Source organism: Corynebacterium tardum, from assembly GCF_046717785.1.
GTDB lineage: Bacteria > Actinomycetota > Actinomycetes > Mycobacteriales > Mycobacteriaceae > Corynebacterium.
This window is the reverse complement of record NZ_CP177104.1, coordinates 2,181,109-2,207,473: the sequence shown is the minus strand read 5'-3', so window position 1 is coordinate 2,207,473 and position 26,365 is coordinate 2,181,109. Positions and strand designations below refer to the sequence as shown.

20 protein-coding genes, 1 tRNA gene and 1 pseudogene are annotated in these 26,365 nt (G+C 66.5%); 18 read left to right on the top strand and 4 right to left on the bottom strand.

Annotation, left to right across the window (positions count from 1 at the left end; genetic code table 11):
* Positions 1 to 37 precede the first annotated feature (37 nt).
* Positions 38 to 610, bottom strand: coding sequence for a hypothetical protein (locus ACLI1P_RS10685; protein WP_411708832.1), 573 nt, complete (start codon positions 608 to 610; stop codon positions 38 to 40).
* Between the two features lie 103 nt (positions 611 to 713).
* Here ACLI1P_RS10685 and clpS point away from each other — a divergent pair, with 103 nt between their 5' ends.
* From clpS to rdgB, 8 genes are all read left to right on the top strand, one after another.
* Entirely contained in the window at positions 714 to 1,049 is a 336-nt protein-coding gene (gene clpS, locus ACLI1P_RS10680; protein ID WP_408929522.1) for an ATP-dependent Clp protease adapter ClpS, read from the top strand.
* 11 nt (positions 1,050 to 1,060) lie between these two features.
* Positions 1,061 to 1,597 carry a DUF2017 domain-containing protein gene (locus ACLI1P_RS10675; protein WP_411708831.1) on the top strand — a complete coding sequence of 179 codons (537 nt, stop codon included), beginning with the start codon at positions 1,061 to 1,063 and terminating at the stop codon, positions 1,595 to 1,597.
* An 8-nt stretch (positions 1,598 to 1,605) separates the two neighbouring features.
* Positions 1,606 to 2,580 carry a P1 family peptidase gene (locus tag ACLI1P_RS10670; protein WP_408929520.1) on the top strand — a complete coding sequence of 325 codons (975 nt, stop codon included), beginning with the start codon at positions 1,606 to 1,608 and terminating at the stop codon, positions 2,578 to 2,580.
* 13 nt (positions 2,581 to 2,593) lie between these two features.
* On the top strand, positions 2,594 to 3,295 hold the full coding sequence (locus ACLI1P_RS10665; RefSeq protein WP_408929519.1) for a rhomboid family intramembrane serine protease: 702 nt from the start codon (positions 2,594 to 2,596) through the stop codon (positions 3,293 to 3,295).
* Positions 3,295 to 4,071, top strand: coding sequence for a glutamate racemase (gene murI / locus ACLI1P_RS10660; RefSeq protein ID WP_408929518.1), 777 nt, complete (start codon positions 3,295 to 3,297; stop codon positions 4,069 to 4,071). Before ACLI1P_RS10665 ends, murI begins: the two co-directional genes overlap by 1 nt.
* A 66-nt stretch (positions 4,072 to 4,137) precedes the next feature.
* Positions 4,138 to 4,905 carry an MBL fold metallo-hydrolase gene (locus ACLI1P_RS10655; RefSeq protein WP_408929517.1) on the top strand — a complete coding sequence of 256 codons (768 nt, stop codon included), beginning with the start codon at positions 4,138 to 4,140 and terminating at the stop codon, positions 4,903 to 4,905.
* A 23-nt stretch (positions 4,906 to 4,928) separates the two neighbouring features.
* Positions 4,929 to 5,657, top strand: a complete 729-nt coding sequence (gene rph, locus ACLI1P_RS10650) for a ribonuclease PH (protein WP_296133033.1) — start codon at positions 4,929 to 4,931, stop codon at positions 5,655 to 5,657.
* Positions 5,651 to 6,262 carry an RdgB/HAM1 family non-canonical purine NTP pyrophosphatase gene (gene rdgB / locus ACLI1P_RS10645; RefSeq protein WP_296133032.1) on the top strand — a complete coding sequence of 204 codons (612 nt, stop codon included), beginning with the start codon at positions 5,651 to 5,653 and terminating at the stop codon, positions 6,260 to 6,262. The genes rph and rdgB overlap by 7 nt, the downstream gene beginning before the upstream one ends.
* A 320-nt stretch (positions 6,263 to 6,582) precedes the next feature.
* On the opposite strand, the gene ACLI1P_RS10640 is transcribed toward rdgB, so the two are convergent.
* Positions 6,583 to 6,664 (bottom strand) — tRNA-Leu (locus ACLI1P_RS10640).
* 149 nt (positions 6,665 to 6,813) lie between these two features.
* On the opposite strand from ACLI1P_RS10640, the gene ACLI1P_RS10635 reads away from it, so the two are divergent.
* The 3 genes from ACLI1P_RS10635 (at position 6,814) to ACLI1P_RS10625 (ending at position 8,292) form a co-directional block, all read left to right on the top strand.
* Complete coding sequence (locus tag ACLI1P_RS10635) at positions 6,814 to 7,233, top strand: hypothetical protein (protein WP_408931001.1); 420 nt, start codon at positions 6,814 to 6,816, stop codon at positions 7,231 to 7,233.
* A complete protein-coding gene (locus ACLI1P_RS10630; RefSeq protein WP_408929516.1) occupies positions 7,233 to 7,619 on the top strand; it encodes a DUF3817 domain-containing protein in 387 nt (128 codons plus the stop codon). Before ACLI1P_RS10635 ends, ACLI1P_RS10630 begins: the two co-directional genes overlap by 1 nt.
* A gap of 67 nt (positions 7,620 to 7,686) precedes the next feature.
* A complete protein-coding gene (locus tag ACLI1P_RS10625) occupies positions 7,687 to 8,292 on the top strand; it encodes a hypothetical protein (protein ID WP_408929515.1) in 606 nt (201 codons plus the stop codon).
* A gap of 13 nt (positions 8,293 to 8,305) precedes the next feature.
* Here the strand turns inward: ACLI1P_RS10625 and ACLI1P_RS10620 are convergent, their stop codons facing one another.
* On the bottom strand, positions 8,306 to 10,225 hold the full coding sequence (locus tag ACLI1P_RS10620; RefSeq protein WP_296133029.1) for a solute carrier family 23 protein: 1,920 nt from the start codon (positions 10,223 to 10,225) through the stop codon (positions 8,306 to 8,308).
* Between the two features lie 379 nt (positions 10,226 to 10,604).
* On the opposite strand from ACLI1P_RS10620, the gene pflB reads away from it, so the two are divergent.
* The 5 genes from pflB to ACLI1P_RS10595 all read left to right on the top strand — a co-directional run bounded on the left by pflB (position 10,605) and on the right by ACLI1P_RS10595 (position 16,422).
* On the top strand, positions 10,605 to 12,698 hold the full coding sequence (gene pflB / locus ACLI1P_RS10615; protein ID WP_296133028.1) for a formate C-acetyltransferase: 2,094 nt from the start codon (positions 10,605 to 10,607) through the stop codon (positions 12,696 to 12,698).
* A gap of 44 nt (positions 12,699 to 12,742) precedes the next feature.
* On the top strand, positions 12,743 to 12,994 hold the full coding sequence (gene grcA2, locus ACLI1P_RS10610) for an autonomous glycyl radical cofactor GrcA2 (RefSeq protein ID WP_296133027.1): 252 nt from the start codon (positions 12,743 to 12,745) through the stop codon (positions 12,992 to 12,994).
* Positions 12,995 to 13,864, top strand: coding sequence for a pyruvate formate-lyase-activating protein (pflA, locus tag ACLI1P_RS10605; RefSeq protein WP_408932593.1), 870 nt, complete (start codon positions 12,995 to 12,997; stop codon positions 13,862 to 13,864).
* A 5-nt stretch (positions 13,865 to 13,869) separates the two neighbouring features.
* Entirely contained in the window at positions 13,870 to 15,120 is a 1,251-nt protein-coding gene (locus ACLI1P_RS10600) for an alpha/beta fold hydrolase (RefSeq protein ID WP_411708830.1), read from the top strand.
* Between the two features lie 96 nt (positions 15,121 to 15,216).
* On the top strand, positions 15,217 to 16,422 hold the full coding sequence (locus ACLI1P_RS10595; RefSeq protein WP_408932595.1) for an SPFH domain-containing protein: 1,206 nt from the start codon (positions 15,217 to 15,219) through the stop codon (positions 16,420 to 16,422).
* Between the two features lie 60 nt (positions 16,423 to 16,482).
* On the opposite strand, the gene ACLI1P_RS10590 is transcribed toward ACLI1P_RS10595, so the two are convergent.
* Positions 16,483 to 17,217, bottom strand: coding sequence for an HNH endonuclease family protein (locus tag ACLI1P_RS10590; protein WP_411708829.1), 735 nt, complete (start codon positions 17,215 to 17,217; stop codon positions 16,483 to 16,485).
* A gap of 37 nt (positions 17,218 to 17,254) precedes the next feature.
* Here ACLI1P_RS10590 and ACLI1P_RS10585 point away from each other — a divergent pair, with 37 nt between their 5' ends.
* Complete coding sequence (locus tag ACLI1P_RS10585; protein ID WP_411708828.1) at positions 17,255 to 17,425, top strand: hypothetical protein; 171 nt, start codon at positions 17,255 to 17,257, stop codon at positions 17,423 to 17,425.
* 3 nt (positions 17,426 to 17,428) lie between these two features.
* A pseudogene (locus ACLI1P_RS10580) lies at positions 17,429 to 26,277 on the top strand (fatty acid synthase subunit beta domain-containing protein).
* Positions 26,278 to 26,365 lie beyond the last annotated feature (88 nt).

The window sequence follows — 26,365 nt, the reverse complement described above, 5'->3', positions numbered from 1 at the left end:
AGATGCTACTTCGCCACCACGGAAAATTCAGGAATACCTATTCCTCTAGCTGGATGACTACCCAGACCTGGCCGTCGCTGTAGGCCACGCCCACGGCAGCGGTGGTCATGCGCCGATCCCGCAGCGCATTGACGTGTGCGGGGGAGGAGCGGAAGGCCTCCACGAAGTCGTACGCACTGGCCTGGTCCACGGGAAGATGGTGCTGGACCATCTGAATGTTTTCTTCGGCAGGCTCCTCGGAATGGGTAACCGCATTGCACTCGGCCTTCTCCCGGGCCGCGGTTTGACGGTCGATCCACGGCAGCAGGGGCGCTTGCTGGTCTTCGGCGCGCCACGCGTTGAGCGCCTCCATGAGGTCGGTCTGGGTCCGCTCGAGTTCGCGCTGCACCGAGCGATCTGGCAGCTCGTAGTCGCACGTGCGCGGCGCCGGGGTGTCTTGGGAGCTGCCGCCTGTGGAGGGCGAGCTGAGGCTTATAATCGCCGCCACCAGGGTGCCCACGATGGCCACTACCGTGACAACGCGCTGCATAAGCTGGATCAAGTCCTCCGATACCGGCGCGCGGCCGGCCAAGAAGTCTGCCACCGCGTCAGGAAGGAAAGAGGAATTCATCGAGGCCACCTGGAAACGGGAATCAAGAAAGGAGGGGATGTGCCAGACAGTATAGCCGCATGCGACGCAGAAATTTCTGGCTAGCCTAGCTAGGCTAGAGAACATGATTGCACACCAAATTCCGTCCGCGGGCGTGACGATGAGCTCGCCCATGGCCACCCCGGAGCTGGATGAGGCCATTGAGGTTGATGTCGCCACCAGCGAAAACCTGCCGTGGATGTGCATCGTGTGGGATGATCCCGTCAACCTCATGAGCTACGTGTCCTACGTGTTCCAGACCGTGCTGGGCTACGACAAAAAGCGCGCCAACGAGCTCATGATGCAGGTGCACACCGAAGGCAAGGCCGCGGTGTCCTCCGGGGAGCGCGACAAGATTGAGGCCGACGTGAAGAAGCTGCAGATCGCCGGCCTGTGGGCAACGATGCAGCAGGCGGGATAGGCACACGACGTATGCAGGCTTGGAAGAAGAAAAAGTCCCTCATGCGAGGGGCCAAGTTCACCGCTGTCTTTGAGCCGATGGAGCGAGAGGTCCTGGGGGATCTCACCTCCACGGTCTCGGAGGCCATCATCGCGCGCGCCCAGTCCGCACCAAAGGATGAGCTGGCGGACATGCTGGACATGCCCACCGGCCACACCGAGGCCCCGGAGGATCCCTCTCTGGCTCGTCTGTTCCCGGACTTTGAGAAGCCAGGGGATGAGGAGTACGAGGGCGATAATTCGCTCCTGCGCTCCTTGCACGAAACGGATATTGCCCGGGCCAAGCTGGAGAACCTCCAGGTGATGAACACCGCACTCGGCCCCACCGGCGGGGTCGAGGTGGCATTGAGTGAGGACGAGGCCCACGCTTTCCTGGCGGGGCTCAATGATCTGCGCCTCTATGTGGCCTCGGGGGAAACCCCGGAGCCGGACGCGCAGGACAACCGCGATGCCCTGGTGGAGTGGCTGGCTTTCTGCCAGGATTCGCTGCTCACCGCGCTCATGGAGTAGTGCCCTCCGTGCGCGATATCTCTGAGCTGGGATTCTCCGTTGGTCACGCCACCGGGCACGATACCGGCGTGACCGTCATTTTCTGCGGCGAGCAGGGCGCGGTGGCTAGCGTCGACGTGCGCGGCGGCGGCCCCGGCACCCGGGAGACGGATCTGCTCGAGCCGCACAATACCGTCGAGCGCGTCCACGCCTTGGTCCTCGCAGGCGGCTCGGCCTTCGGGCTGGCGGCAGCCGATGGCGTGATGCGCGGTTTGGAAGAGGCCGGTATCGGATTCCCCGTCTTCGGAGACGAGGTTCCGGGCCCGCGGGTGCCCATCGTGCCGGGCGCGGTCATCTTTGACCTGCTCGCCGGGCCACAGCGCCCGACGGCTGCCGATGGCGCCGCCGCCCTGGCGAGTGCTCTGGCGGGGCACGATGCGACGTCGGGAAGCATTGGCGCCGGCGTTGGCGCGTGCGCAGGCAAGATCCGCGGTGGGGTCGGCAGCGCGCTGGTTGATGCCGCGCCGTACACCGTGGCCGCGGTGGTGGTGGCAAACCCCGTGGGCCAAGTCATTGATGCCCGCACGGGCCGGCTGTTCGGCGCCCCGGAGCGCCCAGCGGTCGACGTTGATCGCTTCGCCGCAGCCCGCAGCCTGGCGGACGCGCACCTCAACACCACGATCGGTGCAGTGCTGACCGACGCCCCGGTGAGCAAAGCCCAGGCCAAGCGCCTCGCCCTGGCCGGCCACGATGGCATCGCGCGGGCGGTGCGCCCATCCCACTCGCCGCTGGATGGGGACACGCTCTTCGCGGCGTCGTCAAGCCCTGTGACAAGCCCAGTAACAAGTTCAGCGCCTAACCCCGCACCAGTACTCGGCCCCGAGGACCTCGCCCGGCTCAGCGCCGCGGCCGCGGATGCCGTCGAGTCCGCCATCGTGGACGCCGTAGTCAGCGCCTCCCCGGGGCTGGGCTTGGAAACGTACTCCGCACTGCTGCCTTGCTAATGTGGGAGGCATTATGACAACGAGTGGACCGTATAGGCAGGGCTCGACCCCCGCGGATTTCGGCACGGGGCGCCCCGCGAACGCACCGGTGAATAAGGGCGATTCCAGGAACTACACCCGCGGCGGGCGCCTGCGGACGGCCACCGCGCTGACCGTGGGCTTCCTGGCCATCGAGTGGATTATCCAGATTGTTAATGCTGTCCTCTTCGGCAACGACTTGGGCCAGTTCGGTATTCACCCGTTGGACTTCAACGGAATCTGGGGAATTTTCACCGCGCCGTTGCTGCACGCCAACTTTGAACATCTCATCGGCAACTCGGTGCCCGGAGCGGTCTTCTGTTTCCTCATCGGTTTGTCGGGGCGCAAGGCGTGGTGGGAGGTCACCATCATCGTGGTGCTCATCGCGGGCGTGGGTACGTGGCTGCTTGGCGGTCCGGGCACCTCCCATATCGGCGCCTCCGGGCTGATCTATGGTTGGCTGACGTACCTCATCGTGCGCGGCATTTTTAACCGCTCGCTGATTCAGTTCATCACCGGCCTCGTCCTGGGATTCGCCTACTCCGGGCTGATCTGGGGCGTGCTGCCAATCTACGAGGGGGTCAGCTGGCAGGGCCACCTGTTCGGCGCCATCGGCGGCGTCGTAGCGGGCATGGTGATTACCTCCGATGACCCGATTCGGAGCGTGCGTACGACGTCCCAGGCGGCGCGGTACTGATGCCGGACGCTAGCGCACCCATCGGAATTTTTGACTCAGGCGTGGGCGGGCTCACCGTGGCCCGCACCATCATCGAGCAGCTGCCGAACGAATCCATTTCCTATATCGGCGATACGGCGCACGCGCCGTACGGCCCGCGGCCCATTGCCCAGGTCCGTGAGCTGTCCACGGCCATCGCCGATGAACTAGTAGACCGCGGCTGCAAGATACTCGTCATTGGGTGCAACACTGCCACGGCGGCGTTTTTGCACGACGCCCGCGAGCGCTACGACATCCCCGTCGTGGAAGTCATCCGCCCAGCCGTGCGTCGCGCGATTGCCACGACGCGTAACGGCAAGATTGGCGTCATCGGCACGGAAGGAACCGTGAAGTCGGGCGCCTACCAGGACCTCTTTGCCGTCAACCCGAACGTTCAGGCGCATGCGGTGGCCTGCCCGGACTTCGTGGGCTTTGTGGAGCGCGGGATCACCGCGGGCCGCCAGATTCTGGGTGTGGCCGAAAACTATCTCGCCCCTCTGCAGGCCGAAGGGGTGGATACGCTGGTGCTGGGCTGCACGCACTATCCCTTGCTCACCGGCGTAATCCAGTTGGCTATGGGGGACAACGTCACCCTGGTCTCGTCCGCGGAGGAGACGGCGAAGGACGTCATGCGCATCCTCACCAACACCGAGATGCTGGCGCCGGCCGGGCACACCCCCGTGCGCACCTTCGAAAGCACCGGTGATCACGAGGCGTTTTCCCGTTTAGCCGCGCGCTTTCTGGGGCCGAAGATTTAACCTGCGGGGGATGTACAATCGTTGTACATCCAGCACGCCTTATAGTTTCGTGGAACGATTGAACGCATGAAGTTGACCATCCTTGGCTGTTCCGGCTCGGTGCCCACCGTGGGCAATCCGGCCTCTGGCTACCTCGTGTCCTTTGACTCTGCCCCGTCCATCATCATGGATTTGGGGCCCGGCACCCTCGCGCGCCTGCAAGAGCATCAGGATCCGTGCGATGCCCACGTGGTGTTTACGCACCTGCATGCGGACCACTGCCTAGACTTTCCCTCCCTGATGGTATGGCGCCGCTTTCACCCCACCGCGCCAGCGCCGGCCCGCAATTTCTGCCTGGGCCCGCAGCGCACGGAGTCCCACCTGGGGCGGTTGTCCTCGGATGATCCGGGGGGTGTGGATGATATGAGCGATACGTTTGCGTTTAGCCCCTGGGTGGACCGTGAGCGCCAGTTGGTCGATGACGTCTACATCACCCCCTACCGCGTGGTTCACCCGGTGGAGGCCTACGCCCTGCGCATGGAGCAGGCCAAGGGCGGCGCCACGCTGTGCTACTCGGGGGATTCGGCCTACGCACCCGCGCTTGTTGAAGCCGCACGGGGCGCCGACGTCTTCCTGTGCGAGGCCGCGTGGGGCGAGACCTCTGAGGGCAAGGCCCCGAACATGCACATGTCCGGGGCGGAGGCCGGGCGCCTGGCCCGCGAGGCCGGGGTGAAGAAGCTGGTGCTCATCCACCTGCAGCCGTGGGGTGACGCGGCGGCCACGTTCGCGGCCGCGGCCCGCGAGTTCGACGGCGAGGTTGTCCTGGGTGCCGCCGGGATGGAGTTTGAGCTGTAGCTGCCCACGGTAGGGTAGGGGGCATGACTGATTTCACTCGTGCCGATGGTCGCGCGCTCGACCAGCTCCGCAGCGTCCGCATTACCCGCAACTTCACCACCAACCCGGCTGGGTCGGTGCTGGTGGAGTTCGGCAATACCCGCGTGATGTGCACCGCCTCCGTGGAGTTTGGCGTGCCGCGTTTTAAGAAGGATTCCGGGGAGGGCTGGCTGACCGCGGAGTACGCGATGCTCCCGTCCGCCACCCACGACCGCATGCCGCGCGAGTCCATGAAGGGCAAGGTCAAGGGACGCACCCACGAGATCTCGCGCCTGGTGGGCCGCTCCCTGCGCGCCGCGGTGGATTTGGAGGAGCTGGGGGAGAACACCATCCAGCTGGACTGCGATGTGCTGCAGGCCGATGGTGGCACCCGCACGGCGTCGATTACCGGCGCCTATGTTGCGCTTGCCGATGCGATCGCGCACCTCAAGGAGGAGGGCGTGGTTCCGGGCGAGCCGCTGCTGGATCCCATCGCGGCGGTGTCCGTTGGCATCATCGACGGCCACGTGTGCCTGGACCTGCCCTACGAGGAGGACTCCCGCGCGGAGGTGGACCTCAACGTGGTGATGCAGGAAGGCGGAGACTTCGTGGAGATTCAGGGCACCGGGGAGCACGGTCTCTTCGGTCGTGCGGAGCTCAATGACATGCTGGACGTGGCGCAGGAGGGCTGTGCCCAGCTTATCGACGTTCAAAAGGCGGCCCTGGGATGGTAAAACTTCTCGTCGCGTCGAATAACTCGAAGAAGCTCGCTGAGCTGGAGCGCATCCTGGCCGATGCCGGGATTGAAGGCATCGAGCTGCTGCCGCTGTCCGCGGTGGAGGCCTACCCGGAGCCGATCGAGGACGGGCGCACCTTTGCCGATAACGCGCTCATCAAGGCCCGCGCCGGGGTCCAGCACACTGGCCTGGCCACGATTGCGGATGATTCCGGCCTGGCCGTGGAAGAGCTCAACGGCATGCCCGGCGTGCTCTCTGCGCGTTGGTCGGGCGGCCACGGCGACGATGAGGCGAACAACCGCCTGTTGCTGGGGCAGATGTCCCACGTGCCGGCGCAGCGCCGCGCGGCGGCCTTCGTCTCCGTGTGCGCGCTCGTGACCCCCGATGGGCAGGAGCACGTGGTGGAGGGCCGCTGGCCCGGGGTCCTGCTGACCGCGCCGCAGGGTGAGAACGGCTTCGGCTACGACCCGCTCTTCCAGCCGGAGGGCGAGCAGCGCTCCGCTGCGGAGATGTCCCCTGAGGAAAAGAACGCGGTCTCGCACCGCGGCCGCGCCCTGGCGCAGCTGCGCGAGCCTTTGGCGGCGCTTGCCGGCCAAGCCTAAGCATCCGCCGGGCCATGACCGCAAGCCCCGGCATCCGCTAGCGGGGCTGGTTAAGAAGGACCATCTGCACACATTCTGCGAAGACCACCTAGGGAAATGCAGAAGCTGAATCGCAGGTGGTCCCTTAACTTTGGTCCCTTCCGCACATGGTTCTACTCAAATGGTTCTCCTGCCCTCAAACGAACCTTCTGCGGTGCTTCAGCTGGTTTCTTTGCCCCCAGAGGAGCCCGATGAGGGGAACCAAATGACTAAAACCATTTGGGGGCAGGGCTGGGGTAAAGAAAACCCCGCACGGAAAACTCGCGCGGGGTTTGAAATTGTGCGCCCGGTGAGACTTGAACTCACACGTCATAAGACACTAGAACCTAAATCTAGCGCGTCTGCCAATTCCGCCACGGGCGCAAACTATGTGCTGCCGCGCACGACGCGAATGCGTCTGCGGCAACGGGGACCAGCTTACAGGGCGGCAGGGCACGGACGGAAATCCACTTTTGCGGGGCTGGTGGGTAGGCTGTTGTACCGTGAGCAACAACCTAACGCCGAAAAAGAAGATGAAGGTCCGATGGTGGCACATCGTTCTCATCGCCTTCTTCGTTGTGCTCTTCTTGTTCCTTGCCTACTGGCAGTGGACGCGCTTCCGCTCCGGCTCGGGAACCTTCCAGAACTTGGGCTATGCCTTCCAGTGGCCGCTGTTCGCGGTATTCGTCGTCTACGCCTACCGCACGGCGATGCGCTACGAGAACGAGCGCATCGACGCCGAGAATGAAGCCCTTGAGCAGGGCACAGAGCCCGGCCACTACCAGGCGCCGCAGCGCGCCACGGGCAGCGGCAAGAGCGCACAGGCCGAGAAACGCCAGCCGGTCACCAAGATCGACGAGGACTTCCTGCCCCCGCGCCCGCAGATCGACGTCGAGACCTTCAACGCTATGAACACCCAACGCCGCCGTCGCGGCACAGAAGAGGAGAACTAATGAGCAACTCCGCGAATTCCCCCTTTACCGAGTCCGCGCAGCAGACCAAGGGCATTCACCCTGCCCGTAAGGACCGCATCCGCGGCCCGCTGAAGTTTTTCTCCATCGCGGCCACGGTGACCGGTATCTTCCTGCTGGTGCTCGTCGCCCGCATGATCCTGCAGTACGGAGTCGGCATGGAGATGCCGTCCTGGGCAACCCTGGTGGCCCAGGCGCACGGCGTGGCCTACATGATCTACCTGCTATCCATCCTCATCCTGGGCCCGCGCGCGCTGTGGCCGGTGAGCAAGCTGATCACCACTGCCCTGGCCGGCGTGGTGCCGTTCTTGTCTTTCTGGATGGAGCACAAGCGCCGCGCGGAGCTCAAGGAGCAGTTCCAGCTTTAGCCAGGGACACGCGGCACGCGCTACGCTAGACAGCGTCTTTTCGTGCCGTGAAAGGGGCTCTATAGTCATGTCTCCTCGCAAAGTCAGCACTACGCTTATCGCCGTCGTCGTGCTGTTGTCGTTGGCCTGCGCGGCCTTGGGCGTCTACGCCCTGCGTTCGTCGGACGATATCTACAGCGCCCCTGTGGAATCCACCAACACGCAGGTTATCAACGCCGTGCAGCGCGAGGAGCAGGTCGTGCTCCTCAGCCTGGGCATTCAGGGCCTGGCGGAGAAGTCTTCCGCCGGCGAGGTCATGGGCGTGCGCGTCCCGTGGACCGACCGCACCCAGTTTGTGCAGTACTCCTACAAGGCCAAGCTGGGTATTGAAGGAAAGGACGTCCGCGTCACCGAGTCCGGCGAGCACGCCTATACCGTCGAGATCCCGCAGTTCATTTTCATCGGCCACACGGATGAGGAGTTCAAGACCGCGGTGGAGGATAACGGCGTGCTGAGCTGGACCACGCAGCCGCTGGATGCGGCCTCGACCGTCTCCGATGTCCTCAGTGCGGACAAGAAGCGCGAGGACATCAACGACAACCGCGAGCTACTGCAGGACCAAGCCCGTTCCTTCTACGAGGGCATCATTCGCGGAGTGGACCCGGAAGCCCAGGTCACCTTGGAGTTTCACTAGGCCCTGAGGGCGGTTACTCCACCTCGGTGAACTTGCGGTCCCAGTACGCGCGCACCGGGTTGGCATCCGCTAGCAGGATGTCGAAGCGGTCGTTGGCAATCTCGATGATTTCGCTTAAGATGACGCGCTGCTCCAGCTCGTCGGAGTTGGACAGGCGGCGCACGCCGGCGTCGATGACACGGTCGGCGGAATCGTTAGTGTCCAGGTAGGCCACGAACGGCATGTCGAAGCGCTCGCGGTAGGCCCGGGCAACGTCGACCAGCTGCTCCGTTTGCACATCGTCCAAGTCATCGAGCGCGAGCGAGCCGCGATCGGCGGAGATGGTGGCCGCCGTGTCAACGTCGGCAAGCAGCAGCTCATCCATCGCCGGGTAGTCGTGGATGAGGGCGCGGCGCTGTTCGGCCGGGGCGGTGAGCACGGCCACCTGGATGGCCTCACGCAGCTGGCTGACGTCGGCGAACGGGCGGGACTCCCACGCGGCCTTCAGCGGCCAGGTCTCGTTGTTGAACAGCGGGCGCAGGGCGGCGACGAAGCCCTCGCGGTCCATCGCGTTGAGCTCGCTGAGGGAGACCCCCGCGCCGTCGATGCGGCTGACGTCATCCTCGGACTGCGTGCCCACGTGGAAGAAGAGCAGGTTGAGCAGGATGGCGGTAATCGCGCCAATGGACATGCCGGAGGAGACGAAAATCTGCGCCCACTCCGGGAAGGCCGCGGCCACGTCCGGCTTGAAGGTCACCAGCATGGCCAGTCCCAGGGCGGTGGTGACGATGGCGGCGTTGCGGCCGTCGGCGATGTTCTCCTTGGCAATGGTCTGCAGGCCCGCCCACGCCACGTTGGCAAACAACGCCAGGGAGGCGCCGCCGAGCACAGGAGAGGGGATGGCGGCCACGATGGCTGCGGCCTTAGGCAGCAGACCGAGGATGACCATGAAGCCGGCGGCGGAAGCGGCCACCCAGCGCGACTTCACGCCGGTGAGGCGGACCAAACCAACGTTTTGCGCAAAGCAGGTATAGGGGAAGGAGTTCATGATGCCGCCGAGCATGGTGGACAGGCCGTCGGCGCGGATGGCGCGCACCACGTCGTCGCGCTTGATGCGCTTCTTCACAATTTCGCCCGTCGCGAAGACGTCACCGGTGGTTTCCACCATGGTGATGATCATGACGATGATGAGGGACAGAATCGCCATGATGTCGAAGCGCGGGGCGCCGAAGTAGAACGGGGTGGTCATGCCGATAGCGTCGGCGTCGCTGACGCCGTTGAACGAAGTATCCCCCAGCACCAGCGCCACGCCCGTGCCGATGACGAGGCCCAGGAGCACGGACAGGGTGCCCAGGAAGCCGCGGAAGAAGCGCTGGACCACGATGATGATGGCCAACGTGCCGAATCCGTAGGCGAGGTCCCGCGCGGTGGGTGTGGCCTCGGCATAGTTGACGAAGTCATTGGCGGAGACCGCCAGCAGGGACGTGCCCATGACCAGCAGCACTGTGCCGGTGACGATGGGAGGGAAGTACTTGAGTACGCGCCCGAAGACGGGGGCGGCGAGGAAGGTGAAGATACCGGAGGCGATGATGGCGCCGTAGATGGTAGGCAGGGCCTGGTCCTCGGCGCTGAGGCCGATGGCGATAATCGGGCTCACCGCGGTGGTGGTCACGCCCTGGATGATGGGCAGGCGAACGCCAATGTGCTTGCCGACGCCCACCGATTGGATCAACGTGGCCAGGCCACAGGTGAGCAGGTCGGCGTTGATGAGGTGAATCGTCGTGGCCTCATCGAGGCCCAGGGAGCCGGCGATGAGCAGCGGGACGATGACCGCGCCGGCGTAGAACGCAAGCACGTGCTGGAGGCCGAGCGCGGCCAGTTTCGGGGCGGGCGGGACCGAATCAACGGGGTGTGTGGGACGTGGGGAGTGAGGTACGGCGGCGGTGTCAGACACGCGGGCAAGCTCCTTGGGACAGGGCAGAAGACGTTTTGTGCACTTACTTTAGAGCGCGCCGCGGACACGTCACAAAAAATAATCTTGGATTTACTCCGGTTTTAATGTGTTAAAAGACATGATAGGGGGTGGCTCACCCCCGGAGTTAAACCGTACGGCCGTTACCCATGGCTGTTATAACCAGTAGGTTGGTGCTAAAACCCCATGATATGGTGGCGTGGGTCTCAAAATGGCCGATGTGAGGTTGTTGTGAATACGTCCTAGGATGGTGTGCAGAGAAGGGTTGATGACAGCCCGGACCCTCCGTAGCCCACGTCATAAAAGCCCTTCTAAACACAACCTTTGTGACGTCGTGTGAACCAAGAAGGGAGTCATTTACGTGACCACCGCAACCGAGCAGTCCGTACAGTTCGAAGCCTGGAAGGGCTTTGAGCCGGGCCCGTGGACCGAGAACATTAATGTCCGCGACTTCATCCAGCGCAACTACACCCCGTACGACGGTGACGCCTCCTTCCTGGCCGGCCCCACCGAGAAGACGAAGAACGTGTGGAACCACCTGGAGGAGAACTACCTGTCCGTCGAGCGTAAGAAGCGCATTTTCGACGTGGACACCCACACCCCGACAGACATCGACGCTTTCCCGGCCGGCTACATCTGCGAGGATGACAACGTCATCGTCGGTCTGCAGACCGACAGCCCGCTCAAGCGCGCCATGATGCCCTTTGGCGGCTGGCGCATGGTCAAGCAGGCCATCTTCGAGGCCGGCAAGGAAGTCGACCCGGACGTGGAGAAGATCTTCACCCGCTACCGCAAGACTCACAACGACGCGGTTTTCGATATCTACACCCCGCGTATCCGCGCTGCCCGCTCGTCTCACATCATCACCGGCCTGCCGGATGCCTACGGCCGCGGCCGCATCATCGGTGACTACCGCCGCGTGGCCCTCTACGGCGTGGACTACCTCATTGCTGAGAAGGAAGCCGCCAAGCACTCCGTCGGTGACGTGGGATTCTCCGAGCACTGGGCGCGCTACCGCGAAGAGCACTCTGAGCAGATCAAGGCTCTGAAGAAGCTGAAGAAGATGGCGGAGTCCTACGGCTTCGACATCTCCGGCCCGGCCAAGACCGCGCACGAGGCAGTGCAGTGGACCTACTTTGGCTACCTTGCCTCCATCAAGTCCCAGGACGGCGCCGCCATGTCCATCGGCCGCCTCTCCGCCTTCTTCGACTGCTACTTCGAGCGCGACCTCGCCGCCGGCATCATCACCGAGGAAGATGCCCAGGAGATCATCGACCAGCTGGTGCTCAAGCTGCGCATCGTCCGCTTCCTGCGCACCGAGGACTACGACCAGATCTTCTCCGGCGACCCGTACTGGGCAACCTGGTCCGATGCAGGCTTTGGTAGCGATGGCCGCCACATGGTGACCAAGACCTCCTTCCGCCTGCTGCAGACGCTGATCAACCTGGGCCCGTCCCCGGAGCCGAACATCACCATCTTCTGGGATCCGCAGCTGCCGGCCGGCTACAAGGAATTCTGCGCCCACATCTCGATTGAGACCTCCTCTATTCAGTACGAGTCGGACCGCCAGATTCGTGAGCAGTGGGGCGACGACGCGGCGATTGCGTGCTGCGTGTCCCCTATGGCCGTCGGCAAGCAAATGCAGTTCTTCGGAGCCCGCGTCAACGCCGCCAAGGCCCTGCTCTACGCCATCAACGGCGGCCGTGACGAGGTCAGCGGCAAGCAGGTCGTCGACGGCTACAAGGCCATCGAGGGTGACGGCCCGCTGGACTTCGACGAGGTCTGGCAGAAGTACGAAGAGATGCTGGACTGGGTGGTTGGCACCTACGTCGAGGCGCTGAACATCATCCACTACTGCCACGACAAGTACGCCTACGAGGCCGTCGAAATGGCGCTGCATGATTCCGACATCGTGCGCTCCATGGGCTGTGGCATCGCCGGCCTGTCCATCGTGGCGGACTCCCTCGCCGCCATTAAGTACGCCAAGGTCTACCCGGTGCGCGATGAGACCGGCCTGATTGTGGACTACAAGACGGAAGGTGACTTCCCCTTCTACGGCAACGACGACGACCGCGCCGACGACATCGCCGCCACCGTCGTCCACACCGTGATGGAGAAGATTAAGGCCATCCCGATGTACCGCAACGCCATCCCCACCCAGTCGGTGCTGACGATTACGTCCAACGTGGTCTACGGCAAGGCCACCGGTTCCTTCCCATCCGGCCACGAGGCGGGCACCCCGTTCGCGCCGGGCGCTAACCCGGAGAACGGTGCGGACAGCCACGGCATGGTCGCCTCCATGCTCTCGGTAGGCAAGTTGGACTACAAGGACGCTCTTGACGGCATCTCGCTGACCAACACCATCACCCCGTCCGGCCTGGGCCGCACGCCGGAGGAGCGCATCACCAACCTGGTGGGCGTCCTCGACGCCGGCTTCATCATGGACTCCGAATAATCCTCCCCCCAAACGCAACTATCTCTTCCGAAGGAGAAAACATCATGGCAACCCCCACTTTTGACGAGCGTCTCGCAACTATGAAGGCCAACCGCGAGGCACACCAGATGAACTCTGGCCTGTACCACGCCAACATCAACGTGCTGGACAAGTCCACCCTGGAGGACGCCGTTGAGCACCCGGAGAAGTACCCGAACCTGACCGTGCGTGTTTCCGGCTACGCGGTGAACTTTGTAAAGCTCACCCGCGAGCAGCAGCTCGACGTCATCTCCCGTACCTTCCACCAGGGCTCCTAAATGGCTGATGGCATTACCGGCGTCGTTCACCTATCCCCCGAAGCGGGAGACAAGGTGCGCGGCGCCGCCGCCGGTTTGGGCTCGGTCAACGACCTCGAGGACATTACTCGCCCGGAGTTGATGCAGGCGCGGCGTACTGGTGACGTGGCCCTCGTCCACTCCTGGGAGCTGGTGACGTCCGTCGACGGCCCCGGAACCCGCATGACCATGTTCATGTCGGGCTGCCCGCTGCGCTGCCAGTACTGCCATAACCCGGACACGATGGAGATGAAGGTGGGCACGCTGGAGCGCATCGAGGACGTGGTCAAGCGCATCAAGCGCTACAAGCCGGTCTTCAAGGCCTCCGGCGGTGGCCTGACCATCTCGGGCGGCGAGCCGCTGTTCCAAATTGCCTTCGCCAGGCGCGTGCTTAAGGAGATCCACGACGCAGGTATTCACACGACGATTGACACGTCGGGATACTTGGGCTCGCGCCTGCGCGATGAGGACCTGGACAACATTGACCTGGTGCTGCTGGATGTGAAGTCCGGCGACGAGGAGACCTATAAGAAGGTCACGCACCGCGAGCTGCAACCCACCATCGACTTTGGCGACCGCCTCAGCGCGGTGGGCAAGCCGGTGTGGATCCGTTTCGTGGTGGTGCCGGGGCTTACCGACGCCCCCGAGAACGTCGCCAACGTGGTCAAGATTGTCTCTCGGTGGAAGAGCAACGTCGAGCGCGTCGAGGTCCTGCCCTTCCACAACATGGGCGCGGACAAGTGGCACGAGTTGGGCTACCCGTACACCCTGGAGGATACGAAGCCACCCAAACCGGAGGACATCGAATCTATCCGGGATGCGTTCCGCGCGGAAGGTTTCGTGGTCTACTAGAGGGCATGAAACGCTTCGGCCACACCATCAAGGAACACACCCTCACCGTCCCCTGGGACTACGAGAACCCCGCGGCGGGCTCCTTCGAGCTCTACGCGCGGGAGGTGATCCCGCCTGGCGGTGAGAAGTACCCGGCACTGCTCTATAACCAGGGCGGGCCGGGTTTCCCGTCTCCGCGGCCGGTTGGCGCCTCGGGGCTCCTAGGCAAAGGCTTGGAGCGCTATCGCTGGATCCTCATGGACCAGCGTGGCACTGGGCGCAGCCACCGGATCGACGAGCTCAGCCCAGCGGCGGACCGCACAGCGCTGCGCCTGTCCCAGCTGCGCCAAGAAAACATCGTGCGCGACGCCGAGCGCCTCCGCGCGCACCTGGGGGAGGAGCGCTGGAATCTCTTCGGCCAATCCTTCGGCGGTTTCATCATCACTTCTTATGCCTCGCTGTTCCCGGATTCCATCGGGCGCGCCTTCCTCACCGGTGGCCTGCCCACCTTGACCAAGGGCGCGGACGATCTCTATCGGACCACCTTTGCCAAGCTCAAGGTGCGCCACGAGCGCTTTTATACCCAGTTCCCGTGGGCTCAAGAACGCATCGAAGAGATTATCCACCACCTGGACAATTCGGAAGAACTGTTGCCCACGGGCGAGAGGCTATCTTCCCGCCGCTTCCGCACCATCGGCATCGAGCTGGGCCGCGGCACCGGGTTCGACAACCTGGCCTACCTGCTGGAGGAACCCTTCCGCACCGTGGACGGGGAGAAGCGTCTGCGCTCGGACTTTCTGCACAACGTCGGAAGCCGCGTGAGCTTCCAGGCCGGGCCGCTCTATGCCGCGATCCACGAGTCGATCTATGGCGGCGTCGGCGGCCAGTCCGTGACCGGCTGGGCGGCCCACCGCATCCGCGAGGAGTTCCCCGAGTTCGCCGAGGACGGGATGTATCTGACCGGCGAGCACATCTTCCCCTGGCAATTCGACGAGGACCCAGCGCTGCGCCCCTTCAAGGAGGGCGCGGAAGGTCTGGCCGCTCATGAGTGGAGCAGCTCGCCGTACGATGCCGAAGTGCTTGGCAGCGCACCGCTTGGTGCTGCGGCCGCCGTCTACCTCGACGACGTCTTCGTGCCCTTCGAGGATTCCCTGGCCACGGGGGAGACCTACCGCGACCTGCGCCCGATGGTGACCAATCGCTTCCAGCACAACGGCATCGCCGAAGACGGCGCCGGGATTCTGGGCGAGCTGTTCCGCTTGGCCGACGACCACTAAGCGCTCCTTATGCCCAGCGCGCCGGGTAGGTCGTGGCGGTGCTCACGTTGTGGCAAAATTGTCGTTAACGGTACAGATCTTCAGAAAGGGTAGTCTATGTTCGGACTTGTCGTCGTCGGCCTCCTCTTAATTCTCATCATCGTCACGGCTTTCGACGGTTTCTACATCGTGCGCACGAAGGAAGCCGCCATCATCGAGCGCTTGGGTAAGTTCGTCACGGTCGCGCACGCCGGCCTACACCTCAAGGTGCCGTTCGTGGACCGCGTGCGAGCGAAGATCAACCTGCAGGTGCGCCAGCTCGACGTCATGGTGGAGACCAAGACCAAGGACAACGTCTTCGTCCAGATTCCGGTCGCTGTGCAGTACGAGGTGGTTCAGGGCAGCGAGCGCCAAGCTTTCTACACCCTGTCCAACCACGAGCAGCAGATTGTGGCCTACGTGCAGGACAACGTTCGCTCCTCGGTGGCGAACATGGCACTGGATGATTCCTTCTCCTCCAAGGACACCATCGCCCGCAACGTAGCGATGAGCCTGCGGGACAACATGGCTGCCTACGGCTGGAACTTCGTCAACACCCTGGTGACGGATATCCGCCCAGACTCCCGCGTGCGCGAGTCCATGAACTCCATCAACGCCGCGCAGCGTGAGCGCGAGGCGGCGGTGGCCCAGGCGGAGGCCGAGAAGATCCGCGTGGTCAAGGAGGCCGAGGGTGCGGCCGAAGCCAAGAAGCTGCAGGGCCGCGGCGTGGCTGACCAGCGCAAGGAGATCGTCGAGGGTATTGCCCAACAGTACGAGCTGCTGCGCGCCGCCGGTGTGGAGGAGAACCCGGAGACCCTCATGCTGGTCTCTCAATACCTCGACGCCATGGTGGACGTGGCGGACCGGGCGCACACCAACGTGCTGTACATGCCGTCGAACCCGGGTGGCATGCAGGACCTCTTCAGCGGCATGCGCGACACGCTCCTGTCGACCGATGCCATCAACTCCGCCCCGAAGCCGTCCGTGCCCGCCGGGGAGGCGAAGCGCAGCCGCGAGGACTTCGCCGACGCGCGCCGCCGGCGCGAGGAGCAGGAGCGCCGCGAGCGCGATGAGCGTGCCAGCCGCGATGCGGAGGCGATGGAGCAGGCCCAGCGCGCCCAGCAACAGGCACAACAGCAGGTGCAGCAACACGCCCAGCAGAACCCGGGCCAGATGCCGAATTTCCCGGGCACCCAGCAGGGCAGCGCCCAGCCGCAGAGCGCGCGGGACTACTTTAACCAGCTGCGCAACCAGCTCAACCAGAACAACAACGGCAACCACTAGGCATTAGGCACGACAACTCAGACGCAGGGCCTTCCTCCAGAAGCGGGGGAGGCCCTGCGCTTAGCAGGCATGCAGCAGGCGGCTCAGCGCGTCCTTTTCGGCCTCGGTCACCCACACGCCGTAGGCGGCTTTGACGTCGACGATGCGCTGGGCGTACGCGCAGCGGTAGGCCTTGTGCGGCGGCAGCCAGGTGGCCGCGTCGCCGGCGCCTTTCTGCTGGTTGAGGGGGCCATCCACGGCGAGGAGATTGCGCGGGTCGTTGGCAAAGTCGCGGCGCTGCTCCGGTGACCATTGCTGGGCGCCCTTCTGCCAGGCGTCGGCAAGCGGCACCACGTGGTCGATCTGGACCGCACTCGACGTATCCGCCCCGCGCTGAAAGTCAATGTCCTCGTCCGAGTACGGGTCGTGCAGGGTGCCGGACAGGGCCACGCAGTCGTGAGTGCCTTCCTTGATCACCAGGTTGTCTAGGTCGCGCCGCAGGATGTCATTGCGGGTATCGCAGCCGTTGTGGCCGAACTCCACGGTGACGTCGTCGGACCAAGCCTGCCCGAACTGTTCGCGCTCGTAGCCGGTCATCGGCGCGCGCCCCTTGACCGCGAGGGAATCCAGCGCCGCAAGAGAGTCTGCGGCCTGCGGTGCGGGAGTTGGGGTGCCGGAAAGCGCGGCGTCCGAGTGCGCACCGGTGGATGCCGTGGTGGATGTGTTGGGGGAGGAGAAGACGATGCCGCACAGCACGAGTACAGCGACAACCACGTTGAGGAGAGCTGCGAGAATGAACGGGGTACGAGAGGCCATGACGCATTGATCCTAGTGGGTAGAATCTACTGTCGGTATGAGTATCGATATGTTCTTTGACGAGTACCTCTCCGAGCGCGGCCTGACCCGCTCAGCCGAGGTAGTGCCGGATCACGCCTGCCAGGTCTTTTGTGCCCAGCCCGGGGACTCGCCGCAGGCGGCACTCGAGGAGGCCGCGCAGCGGGTTGCGCGCGGCCTGGGGGAGTAGCGCGTGAACATCCCTCACAACGCGTTCGCGCGGTCCTTCTCTGGGCAAGGTTTTGCCTGGCTTCCCACCCTCCAGGAGGCGCTGGCTGCGGGGGTGCGGCCCCAGGTGGCTGAGTACCTCGCCGACGCGGAGGAACTACTCGCCCCGCTGGCCGGCGACCTCCTCCCCGCCAGCCCGCACGGCTTCGCGCCGCTAGCCTGGGCCGATAACGAGCCCGCCTTTGCCCTCACCGCCCCAGCCGTGTCGGTGCCGGGCATCCTCACCGCGCAGCTCGCGGTGCTGGAGTCCCTCCGCGCGCAGGGCCTCGATGCTTCCGCGTCCGTGCTGAACATCGGCCATTCCCAGGGCTGCCTTGCCGCCGCCGTCGCGTCCGGCCGCGCCGCTCCGGCCGAGGCCCTCGCCCTATCCCGCCTCATCGGCGCCGCGCTGACGACGACCGCCCGTATCCATGGTCTCGTGCGCACGGCGCAGGGCGTCCCGATGGTCGCGGTCACGGGTGTCACACAGGAGCGCCTCTGCGAGGCCGGGGCCTGCATCGGGCTTATCAACGGCCGCGACCGCCACGTCATCGTGGGCACCCCGGAAGAACTTGCCTGCGTGCGCCGCAGCATGGCAGACGAGCAGGCAACCTTCACTGACCTCGACGTCGACGCCGCCTTCCACCACCCCGCCCTGGCGCAGGCGGTGGAGCAGGTGGAGCACTGGGCGGCCCGAATCGGTCTCGATTCGGCACTCAGCAGGGAGCTGGCGCGCGCGGTGCTTACGGATACCGTCGATTGGCCTGCCTGCGTCGATGAGGCCGTTGACGCCGGCGCACAGTGGATCCTGGAGGTCGGCCCCACCCGCGGCGTCGAGCCGCTGACGCGGGCCGCGGTGGCCGGCCGCGGTGTGGGAACCCTAGCCGTGGGGACTGCTGAGGGCCAGTCGCAGCTCTTCGAGCCGGGACGCGCACCCGCGCTGCCGGAGGCGTGGTCCGACTTCGCTCCGCGCCTGGCAGGTGGCCGCCTCACCACGCGGTTTACTGAGGTTACCGGCTATTCCCCGGTGATGCTGCCCGGCATGACGCCCACCACGGTGGACCCGGACATCGTGGCCGCAGCAGCCAATGCTGGCCACTGGGCGGAGCTCGCCGGCGGCGGGCAGCACACCGACGCCATTCTGGATAGAAACCTGACAAGGCTCGCAGGGCTCCTCCATCCGGGGGTCAACGCCCAGTTCAACGCCCTGTACCTCTCGGCCGCGCAGTGGCGCCGCCAGATTTCGGAAGAGCATGCCATCCCGCGGGCGCGGGCCGCCGGAGCACCGCTCAACGGCGTGGTCATCTCCGCGGGCATCCCGCCGCACGAGGAAGCACTCGCCCTCATAGAGCGCCTCCACGCGGAGAACATCCCCTGGGTGGCCTTCAAGCCCGGGACGGCGGAGCAGATCGAGCAGGTGCTCGCCCTCGCCCGAGACACGTCCGCCACGCTCATCATGCAGGTCGAGGGTGCTAGCGCCGGCGGGCACCACTCCACCGAAGAGCTCGACACGTTGCTCGCCGCAACGTATGCAGACATCCGTCGGTGCCCCAATGTCCTGCTCGCGGTTGGCGGCGGCATCGGCACCCCGGCGCGGGGCGCGGAGTACCTCACGGGCGCGTGGTCGCAGCGCTTCGGCCTGCCTCAAGCGCCTGTCGACGCCATCATGGTCGGCACCGCCGCCATGGCTACCCGCGAGTCCACAGCGTCCGAATCGGTGAAGCGCGCCCTCGTTGCCGCCACGGAGGAGGACGTGACCTCTGGCCGCTCTGACTTGGGGGCGAGCATCCATGAGCTGGACAATTCCTTCGCCCGTGCCGGGCGGCTGCTCGATGAGGTCGCGGGCGACGCGGAGATCGTCGCCGCCCGCCGCGCGGAGATCAGTGCGGCGCTGGCGCAGACCAGCAAGCCCTACTTCGGTGACCTCGACGCCATGACCTATGCCGAGTGGCTGGGGCGCTACCTAGAGCTGTCCTTCCTGGGCGGCTGGGTGGACGAGTCGTGGCGCACACGCTTCGAGCAGATGGTGGCGCGCGCCGAGGCCCGCCTGCATGAGGCCGACCACGGCGAGATAACCCTGCAGGTCACCGTCGATGGTGATGCGCCCGCCGTCGCTATTGACGCGCTTACTGGGCTCTACGGCGACGCCGCCCTTCACCCCACGGACGCCGCGTGGTTCATCACACTCATCGATGGCCCCGGCAAACCGCCGAGCTTCGTGCCGCTTATCGACGCCTCCGTGCGCCGCCGCTTCCGCCAGGATTCGCTGTGGCAGGCCCACGACGAGCACTACAGCGCCGACCAGGTGTGCATCATCCCCGGCACCGCCGCCGTGGCCGGCATCGAGCGCGCCAACGAGCCGGTGGCCCAGCTGCTGGTGCGCTTCGAGCAGGCTGCCGCTGAGCGGGTCGCCGACTCTGCTCCCCAGGGCCTGGACGTGCCCGCGCCGAGCGCCGCCGAGCGAATCCGCCGTGCCCCCAGCCTGTGCTGGGCCGGCCGCGAACAGCCGAACCCGCTGCTCCTCGAGCTGCCCGGCGCGACGCTGGAGCGGGTGAACCCAGACTCCGCCGACTTCTGGTTCACTGTCCCGCTGGACCCTGGTGCCCACCGCGAAGCGACTGGCGGCGCCGCACTGCGCGTGCGCATCACCCCGCCGCGCGTGCCGGGTGCCTCGCCCGTGGTCAGCGCGGAGGACGCAGCCTCCGCCATGCGGGAGCTCGCGCGCGTGGCCGCGGGCGGACGCCTGCCGGAGGTAGACCACGGCAGCGCCACGGTCACCGCCCGCCTCGACGCCTCTGACATCGCGAACTACTTGTCCGTGACCAGCGCAGGTGTGGTCGATGGGGCATGTGCGCCGGACGTCCTGGTGGGTGCTGCGTGGCCGGCTATCTTTGCGGTCATTGCGGATGCCCGCACAAACGCCGATAGCGCCGGGGCAGGCGAGCCCGTGGTCGAGGGCCTGCTCAACCTGGTGCACTTTGAGCACTCGCTGGAGCTGGCGGACGGCGCGGCTGCGCTGCTTGACGCTGCGGCCGCGCCGGGTGCCACGCCCCTGGACCTGTCCGTGACCGCGGACCTGAGCGCAGTGCGGGATACAACTGCTGGCCGGGTGATCGAGGTTGCGGTGACACTGGGCGGTGACGCAGATGCCGCCCAGCTGCGCGAGCGCTTCCTCATTCCCGGGCGCACCGGCGAGGAGCCTGTGCCCGGCGTGGATGAGAACGCTGACACGACCGAGGCGTTCGTCCGCGACACCCCGCGCTCCTTCCGGCACCGCCTCACCGTCATGGCGCCAGAATCCCTGCGCCCATTCGCCGCGGTGACGGGGGACCATAACCCCATTCACGTCTCCGCGAACGCGGCGGCGCTGGCGGGGTTGCAGAACGGGCCCATCGTGCATGGCATGTGGACCTCCGCGCTGGCGCAGGCGGCCGCGGCCTTCGACGGCACTCGGGTCCTGCAGTGGTCGGCGAAGATGCTGGCCCCGGTGCAGCCGGGCAGCGAGGTGGAGCTGGTGGTGCACCGGGTGGGCGTCGACAAGCGCCGCGGCCACGGCGAGGTCCGCTCCGTCACTGCTACCAGCCACGGCGTGGTGGTGCTCGACGCCCGCGCCACACTGAGCGCGCCGCGCACGTTTTATGCCTTCCCCGGACAGGGTATCCAGGCGCCCGGGATGGGCATGGCGGAGTATGGCGCCTCGCCCGCCGCGCGCGCAGTATGGGACCGCGCCGATGCGCACACGAGGCAGCACCTGGGCTTTTCGATCCTGGAGATCGTGCGGAACAACCCGGAGACCGTGGTGGTCGACGGCACCGCGTATTCCCACCCCGACGGCGTGCTGTACCTGACCCACTTCACGCAGGTGGCCATGGCCACGCTGGGCTGCGCGCAGGTGGCGGCGCTAAGGGAGGCGGGGGTCCTAGACACCACCGCGGCCTTCGGCGGGCACTCCGTGGGCGAGTACAACGCCCTGGCAGCCTATGCTGGGGTGCTCTCGCTGGAGGTGGTCCTGGAAATCGTCTACGTTCGCGGTCTCACCATGGACCGCCTGGTGGAGCGCGACGCCGCAGGCTATTCGCGCTACGGCCTGGGCGCGCTGCGGCCGCACCGGATGGGCATGCGTGCCGACGAGGTTGAGGACTACGTGGCCGGCATCGCGGCGACCTCCGGTGAGTTCCTGGAAGTGGTCAACTACAACGTGGCCGGGCGCCAGTACGCCATCGCCGGTACCACCGCGGGCCTTCGCGCCGTTGAGGCCGCCGCCGAGCACCGAGCGCCTGGCGCACGTGCCTTCGTGTCCATTCCCGGCGTTGACGTGCCCTTCCACTCCTCGCGTCTGGTGGCAGGCGTGGATGACTTCCGCGCCCACCTGGATGAGCTCATCCCGCAGGAGATTGATCTGTCTGTGCTGGTGGGGCGCTACGTCCCCAACCTCGTGGCCCGCCCTTTCGCCCTGGAGCGCGGCTTCGTGGAGGCCATCGCGGAGGTTGTTGATTCCCCGCGCATCGCGGCCATCCTCGCGGATTTCGACGCCGCCGCCGCGGAGCCGCAGAAGCTTGGGCGCACGCTGCTGGTGGAGCTGCTGTCCTGGCAGTTCGCCTCCCCGGTGCGCTGGATCGAAACGCAGGAACTGCTGCTCACCCCGCGCGGGAGGCAGACCGCGTCGGGGCTTGCGGGCTTGGGCATTGAACGCTTTATCGAGGTGGGAGTAGGCCATGCCCCCACCGTGGCCAACATGGTGGGCCAGACGCTGGGCGCGCCGGAGTACGCGGGGGTGAGGGTCGAGGTCCGCAACTCCGAGCGCGACCGCGCCAGGGTCTTCGCCGAGGACGCGGATGTGCAACCGGAAGAAGCACCCATTCCGGACGCCGCGCCGGCTGCCCCGCGCCGGCTCCCGTAGCAGAGGCACCCGCGCGCGCTCAGTCCCCGCGCCAGGAGGTTGCTGACCGGCCGCTGAGCGTGCAGAGCGCCGTGGAGATGCTCATCGCGCTGTGGACCAAGGTGCGCCCCGACCAGATGGCGGCCACCGATACAATCGAGACCCTCGTGGAGGGGGTCTCCTCCCGCCGCAACCAGCTGCTGCTGGATCTAGGCGTGGAGTTCGGCATCCCCGCCATCGATGGTGCGGCGGATATGCCGGTTAACCAGCTCGCGGAGACCGTGGCCCAGCGCGCGCCGGGCTATCACGCCTTCGGGCCGGTGCTCACCGAGCAGGTGGCGCAGGCCGTGCGCCGCGCGACCGGGCCGGCGGGGAAGAAGCCGTCTTATATTGCCCAGCGCGTGAGCGCCGAGTGGGGCCTGGGCCCCGGCTGGGCGGACCGCGCGGTGGCGGAGCTCGTGCTGGGCAGCCGCGAGGGCACCTCCGTGCGGGGCGGGGAGCTGGCCACGTTGCCCGTCACGGCAGTCACCACCCCAACGGAGCTGGATGCGCTTATCGACGCCTCCCTGACCACCGCCGCCACCCGCGCCGGCGTGGAGGTGACCCGGGTGGTGAAGGAAACCGCAACCGCGGTGGATTCCGCGGCGCTGGCGGCGTACACGGAAAGGCTCGAGTCCGCGCTGGAGGATTCCGCCCGCACGCTACTGGCGGCCCTGGGGCGCGGCGACGAGCAGGGCGAGGAATCCGCGCAGGAGGAAAACCCGACTGGTCTGGCCGAGCTCGTGGAGACTGAGCTGGGCTCGGACTGGGCGAAGCGCGTGGCGCCGGCCTTCGACGCGCAGAAGGCGGTGCTGTTGGATGACCGCTGGGCCAGTGCCCGCGAGGACCTCGTTCGGGCTGCCGCGGCCGGCGTAAAGGAACCGGACCTCGACGTCCTGGGAGCCGGTGCGGAGGTTGCGCGCATGGCCGATTACCTGGGCTACCGCCGCCAGGCCGTGGATGCTGAGGTGCCGGGCGACTCCCTGCTGCACGCCGGGCAGGTGGCCGTGGTGACGGGTGGGGCGCCGGGCTCGATTGGCGCGGAGATCATCGCCGAGCTGCTCGCCGAGGCAGCGACGGTCATCGCGACGACCTCGCAGCTAACCCAGGACCGCCTGGAATTCTTTAAGGAGCTCTACCGCACCAGCGCCGTCGGCACGGCGGCGCTGTGGGTAGTGCCAGCCAACCTCAACTCCTTTTCCGATATCGACGCGCTGGTGGAATGGATCGGCACGCAGCAGACGGTCACCGTGGGCGGGAAGACCGAGCTGCTCAAACCGGCCTTCGTGCCCGATCTGCTCTTCCCCTTCGCCGCCCCGCCCGTGCGCGGCACCCTGGCCGAGGCCGGTCCCGACACAGAGGCCCAGATGCGCCTGCTGCTGTGGTCGGTAGAAAAGCTCATCGCGGGCCTGTCCGCGCTGGGCGCGGATACCCACCTGGGCCACCGCCTCCACGTGGTGCTGCCGGGATCACCCAACCGCGGACGCTTCGGCGGCGACGGCGCGTATGGCGAGGCCAAGGCGGCTTTCGACGCCCTGGTGCAGCGCTGGCACTCCGAACAGGCAGCGTGGGGCGCGCGAACCTCGCTGGTCCACGCGCTCATTGGCTGGGTACGCGGCACCGGGCTCATGGCGGGCAACGATCCGCTGGTGGAGCAGGTCGAGGCCCGCGGGGTGAGCACGTACTCGGCGAAGGACATGGCGATTCAACTTGTCGATAGCGCCGCGGACGAGGAGGCCCTCCTCCGCGCCGCCGACGGGCCGCTGACCATGGACTTCACCGGCGGGTTGGCCGAGGCCGACCTAGACCTGGCTGCGTTGGCCCGCGACGCCGCGCTGTCCAGCGTCCCCCCGGCCACCACCGAGGACCTCACCCCAGCGCCGCGCACCGTCACGGCCCTGCCGAACGCGCTCGCACCTGTGGAGTGGACCCGGCCCGACTTCCGTGGGCTCACCCAATCCCTGGAGGACATGGTCGTCCTCGTCGGAGCAGGGGAGCTGGGGCCGCTGGGAACCGCGCGCACGCGCTTCGAGGTCGAGGTGGGCGGGGATCTCTCCGCCGCCGGTGTGTTGGAGCTGGCGTGGAGCCAGGGACTGGTGACCTGGGACGGCCCTTCCGCCGCCTGGGTAACGCCGGAGGGCGAGGAGGTAGCCGAGGAAGACGTCTACGAACGCTTCCACGACAACGTCCTCGCCGGCATCGGCGTGCGCCGCTTCCACGATGACTTCGGCCCGCACCTGCCCATGGTGGATAACCTCGCACCTGAGCTGACCACCATCTACCTGGACAAGCCACTCACCTTCGCCGTGGAGGATGAGGCCACCGCACGCTCCTTCGTGGACAGGTGCGAGGGCGCTTCCCTGAAGCGCGTCGACGTCGAATCCGGTGGCGCTGAGTGGCAGGTCACCCGGCCCGCCGGGTCCGCAGTGCGCGTGCCGCGGCGGGTGGCCATGACGCGCTTTGTCGGCGGCCAGATTCCGGAGGGCTTCGATCCGGCGGTCTACGGTATTCCGGCGGACATGCTGGACAGCGTCGACCGCCTCGCCCTGTGGAACCTCGTGTGCACGATCGAGGCCTTCCTCGCCGCGGGCTTGAGCCCGGCCGAGCTGCTCACCCACGTCCACCCGGCGCGGGTGAGCTCCACCCAGGGCACCGGGATGGCGGGGCAGGAGGCGCTGCGCTCGTTGTACGTCGATAAGCTCCTGGCCCACTCCCGCCAGCACGACATCCTCCAGGAAGCTCTGCCCAACGTCATCGCCGCGCACGTCATGCAAGACTATGTCGGCGGCTACGGGCAGATGGTCCACCCGGTGGCGGCATGCGCCACGGCGGCGGTCTCCGTGGAGGAGGCCGTGGACAAGCTGCGCTTGCGCAAGGCGGACTTCGTCGTCGCCGGCGGCATCGACGCGCTATCCGTGGAGGGCATTACCGGCTTCGGCGACATGGCGGCCACCGCCGATAGCGCGGCGATGGAAGCGAAGGGCATCGAGCACCGCTTCTTTTCCCGCGCCAACGACCGCCGCCGCGGCGGATTCGTGGAGTCGGAGGGCGGCGGCACGCTGCTGCTCGCACGCGGCAGCCTGGCCGCGGAGCTGGGCCTTCCGGTCCTGGGCGTGGTGGCCTTTGCCGAGTCCTTCGCCGACGGCGCGCACACCTCCATCCCCGCGCCGGGCCTGGGCGCCCTCTCAGCGGCGCGTGGGGGAGCAGATTCTCGACTCGCCCGCGATCTGGCGGCGCTCGGCGTTTCGGCGGACGACATCGCGGTGCTGTCCAAGCACGACACCTCCACGAGCGCCAATGATCCCAACGAATCCGACCTGCACGAGCGCCTCGCCCGCGCCCTCGGGCGCAGCGCCGGCAACCCGCTCTACGTCATCTCCCAGAAGGCTTTGACCGGCCACGCCAAGGGCGGGGCGGCGGCCTTCCAGCTGGCAGGCCTGTGCCAGGTCCTGCGCGGCGGCATCGTGCCGCCGAACCGCTCGCTGGACTGCGTGGACCCAGCACTGCGCCGCCACGAGCACCTCGTGTGGCTGCGCCAGCCGCTGGACCTGCGCGCGGCCCCGCCGAAGGCTGGACTGCTCACCTCGCTGGGCTTCGGGCACGTCTCCGCGCTCATTGCGCTGGTGCACCCGGAGGCTTTCGTCGCAGCACTCGCGGCCGAGCGCGGTAAGGACGCAGCCCAGGCCTGGCGCGCGGCTGCCACGGCGCGGGAGCACCAGGGCCTGCGCCGCCTCGAAGAAGCCATGCGGGGCGGGCCGGCACTGTACCAACGGCCGGCCGAACGCAACCTGGGCGGCGGCGACCCGGCCGCGCTCACAGAGCGCGAGGCCGCGGTGCTACTCAGCGAGTCCGCGCGCCTGCGCGGCGGCGTCCTCGAACCCGATCCGGGTGCGGAAGGTACATCCCAGCGGGGGTAAAAAGTCTCCCGATACCCCCAGCGTGCGCGGTCTGAAACGATAAAGAAGCAGGTCAGGTTGGGTTGAAGCGGGTGCGTGGGCTGGGGCA

Excerpts from the sequence above, each read along its gene's own strand:
- ACLI1P_RS10685 (WP_411708832.1), bottom strand. The coding sequence starts at position 610 with ATGAATTCCTCTTTCCTTCCTGACGCGGTGGCAGACTTCTTGGCCGGC.
- clpS (WP_408929522.1), top strand. The coding sequence starts at position 714 with ATGATTGCACACCAAATTCCGTCCGCGGGCGTGACGATGAGCTCGCCC.
- ACLI1P_RS10675 (WP_411708831.1), top strand. The coding sequence starts at position 1,061 with ATGCAGGCTTGGAAGAAGAAAAAGTCCCTCATGCGAGGGGCCAAGTTC.
- ACLI1P_RS10665 (WP_408929519.1), top strand. The coding sequence starts at position 2,594 with ATGACAACGAGTGGACCGTATAGGCAGGGCTCGACCCCCGCGGATTTC.
- murI (WP_408929518.1), top strand. The coding sequence starts at position 3,295 with ATGCCGGACGCTAGCGCACCCATCGGAATTTTTGACTCAGGCGTGGGC.
- ACLI1P_RS10655 (WP_408929517.1), top strand. The coding sequence starts at position 4,138 with ATGAAGTTGACCATCCTTGGCTGTTCCGGCTCGGTGCCCACCGTGGGC.
- rph (WP_296133033.1), top strand. The coding sequence starts at position 4,929 with ATGACTGATTTCACTCGTGCCGATGGTCGCGCGCTCGACCAGCTCCGC.
- rdgB (WP_296133032.1), top strand. The coding sequence starts at position 5,651 with ATGGTAAAACTTCTCGTCGCGTCGAATAACTCGAAGAAGCTCGCTGAG.
- ACLI1P_RS10635 (WP_408931001.1), top strand. The coding sequence starts at position 6,814 with ATGAAGGTCCGATGGTGGCACATCGTTCTCATCGCCTTCTTCGTTGTG.
- ACLI1P_RS10630 (WP_408929516.1), top strand. The coding sequence starts at position 7,233 with ATGAGCAACTCCGCGAATTCCCCCTTTACCGAGTCCGCGCAGCAGACC.
- ACLI1P_RS10625 (WP_408929515.1), top strand. The coding sequence starts at position 7,687 with ATGTCTCCTCGCAAAGTCAGCACTACGCTTATCGCCGTCGTCGTGCTG.
- grcA2 (WP_296133027.1), top strand. The coding sequence starts at position 12,743 with ATGGCAACCCCCACTTTTGACGAGCGTCTCGCAACTATGAAGGCCAAC.
- pflA (WP_408932593.1), top strand. The coding sequence starts at position 12,995 with ATGGCTGATGGCATTACCGGCGTCGTTCACCTATCCCCCGAAGCGGGA.
- ACLI1P_RS10600 (WP_411708830.1), top strand. The coding sequence starts at position 13,870 with ATGAAACGCTTCGGCCACACCATCAAGGAACACACCCTCACCGTCCCC.
- ACLI1P_RS10595 (WP_408932595.1), top strand. The coding sequence starts at position 15,217 with ATGTTCGGACTTGTCGTCGTCGGCCTCCTCTTAATTCTCATCATCGTC.
- ACLI1P_RS10590 (WP_411708829.1), bottom strand. The coding sequence starts at position 17,217 with ATGGCCTCTCGTACCCCGTTCATTCTCGCAGCTCTCCTCAACGTGGTT.
- ACLI1P_RS10585 (WP_411708828.1), top strand. The coding sequence starts at position 17,255 with ATGAGTATCGATATGTTCTTTGACGAGTACCTCTCCGAGCGCGGCCTG.